Below are 2,283 nucleotides of genomic sequence, written 5' to 3' on the forward strand. Positions count from 1 at the left end.
ACGTTGCGACGCGGGCCCGACGCGCTATCCCGCCAGGAAAAATACAAACGGCATCCAAAGGCGCGGGCAATCGCCCATGCCAGCCCGGACATCCATTCAGGCAGTTTTTGTTTCGCTTCGGAAGGTGCTCCCTGGCTCGGTGCCGTCTGAATTGATGACAGGCTGGCCTCCAGCTCGCTGATGCCGTATTTTTCCATCAGTTTTTGCGCCCGGGCTAACGCCAGTCCAGCCTCATGCGCATTGCTGTTGCTGCGGGCCAGCTCTAGCAGTTTGCGCACCAGTTTCACCAGGCGCGCCTGTCGTTGTGAATGGCTCATCAGGCTGTCTCCTCTGTTGCAGATAAGTCACGCTGCAGTTCACGCAAACGACGCAAAACACGAATGAGGCGCATCAATTTCACGGCATAAATATCGTCAAGCAAAGGCCAGTCAGCCGCATTTTCCGAACCGATAAGGGCTTCATTGAGCGAGCTGGATGAGGCACCGTCCGGGCTGTTACCGGCAAGGGTCAGGAGTAACGAGGTAAACCGAGAGGGACGTTCGGCAGTCAATGCGTAGCCGGCAGCCAGCAAATCGGCTTTATCGGCTTTGATTTCAGCCTCGCAGCCCGCCACTTCTGCCAGCTCGAATGCTAATCGGAAGGTGATCACCTGCAGGTGCTCGATATCGTCCTGCAGGGCAGAAATAGCCCAGATGGAGGAGACCGGCTCAAGTCCTACCTCAGCGAAGGGCACCTCTGCAACAAGGGCGGCAGGCTGTGTCTCGGTATTGTTGTGAGGGGCAGCCGACTCATGAGCGCCAGGCAGAGGGACTTCATTGACGGTGGTATGCTCACCGCCTAAAACCGTTTCAACATCACCCGACAACACCGGAGGCGCACCATACAAGTCAGGCTGAGTTTCGACACGGCATTCAGTTTGAGTTGCAGGCGTTTTCTCTTCCTGAGCGTTCTGTGACTCATCATAGGCATCACCCGTTGACTCATGCAACGCGCTGTCCAGTACCAAAGAAGAGCCCTCCCCCTGTACTTCAGGTGCCGTCGGTCCGCTGGTATTTTCCTGCTGCAGTGCTGGCGCCAACTCGACAGTATTGCCCTTGCCTGACAGCTCAGGCGTTAATGCCGGCTCAGGCTCACCGAGGTGCTTGCGCCGGTTTTGCTCTTTGGGATCGAGCTCCAGTAGCCAGCGGTCATAATTGAGCAACGGATGTGGCAACGCGTTAATGAGGGCACCGATCAACTCATCACGGAACATATCCAGTGAATACAATTCAGGATCATTAAATTGAGAACATACCCTACCGAATACCGACTTAAATGCCTCTTGAGATCCCCCCTCTATTACAAAATCCAGCCAGGTCTTTTCGGCATGAGCACGCAATGCAAGTAAGTGCTGAATCTGAGGGCGCCCCAAACCTGACTCAAGAAGTGCTGGCATATAAGGGTGAAGATACTGGACGGTGTCCTCCATCCGACTAATGTTTGAACTATGGACTGGATAGCCAGACTCCCCCAACAGCGTTGAAAGCTCACGTAAAGAGACAGTTTTACCCAATTGCTCTTCAAAAAGCGTACGTGCCTGCTGGATCCCAAACGCTTTTTCGATAAACGTCAGATCTCCACGCACTTCATTTTCAGCCAAATGACCAATGACACAGGACAGCCGACCTGGCCAGGGTTTGAACACACAAGAAAAGCGGTAGAATCGCTCTTCTCCTGTTTCTTGCCAGAGCTCGGAAAGGATCGCATAACGCGTATTCCCCCCATCACTGAAGAAGTACCCCAGCTCTGGGCGCTCCGGATCACGAGTTACTTTTGGCACCGTGTCCAAACCTCGCACCCGAATTGACGCTTTAATATCATCATATTTGGGGTTGCGGGTGGTACGCGGGTTATCCGGATTCGGGTTCACTTCATCCAGGGTCAATACCAACGGCATTTCACTGACGGGGGTCTCCGCCAGCACAGGGGCTAAAGGTTGCGTGCCTGCTGCAGTCTTGCCCTGCTGGAGCAGAGCACTGTTCAGATCGAGGATCTTGGTTTTAGTACGCGCCATGGTTACGCCCTCCCCGAGTATTGGTCATACTGACCATCGCGAAGGTCACTGAACGCGGTGAATTGCCCTTCAAACTTGACGCGAACGGTGCCCGTTGCCCCCTGACGCTGCTTACCAATGATAATTTCTGCCGTGCCGGCATCATCAGAGTCAGCGTAATAGACCTCATCCCGGTAGATGAAGGCGATCACATCGGCATCCTGCTCCAGCGCACCGGAGTCTCGCAGGTC

At 54.5% G+C, this 2,283-nt stretch carries 3 protein-coding genes; all 3 read right to left on the minus strand.

All coding sequences use genetic code 11. The annotated features are described in order from the left end of the window. The coding region (locus tag AC4PR2_RS28390) for a DUF2786 domain-containing protein (protein WP_492175988.1) at nt 1-317 on the minus strand (317 nt) is incomplete at its 3' end. Further along, nucleotides 317-2,053, minus strand: coding sequence for a ParB family protein (locus AC4PR2_RS28395; RefSeq protein WP_099817904.1), 1,737 nt, complete (start codon nt 2,051-2,053; stop codon nt 317-319). The genes AC4PR2_RS28395 and AC4PR2_RS28390, both read right to left, overlap by 1 nt. Nucleotides 2,054-2,055: 2 nt before the next feature. Next, on the minus strand, nt 2,056-2,283 hold a 228-nt coding region (locus tag AC4PR2_RS28400), incomplete at its 5' end, for a DnaB-like helicase C-terminal domain-containing protein (RefSeq protein ID WP_492175989.1).

The organism is Serratia sp. A07 (genome assembly GCF_058725505.1).

Excerpts from the sequence above, each read along its gene's own strand:
- AC4PR2_RS28395 (WP_099817904.1), bottom strand. The coding sequence starts at position 2,053 with ATGGCGCGTACTAAAACCAAGATCCTCGATCTGAACAGTGCTCTGCTC.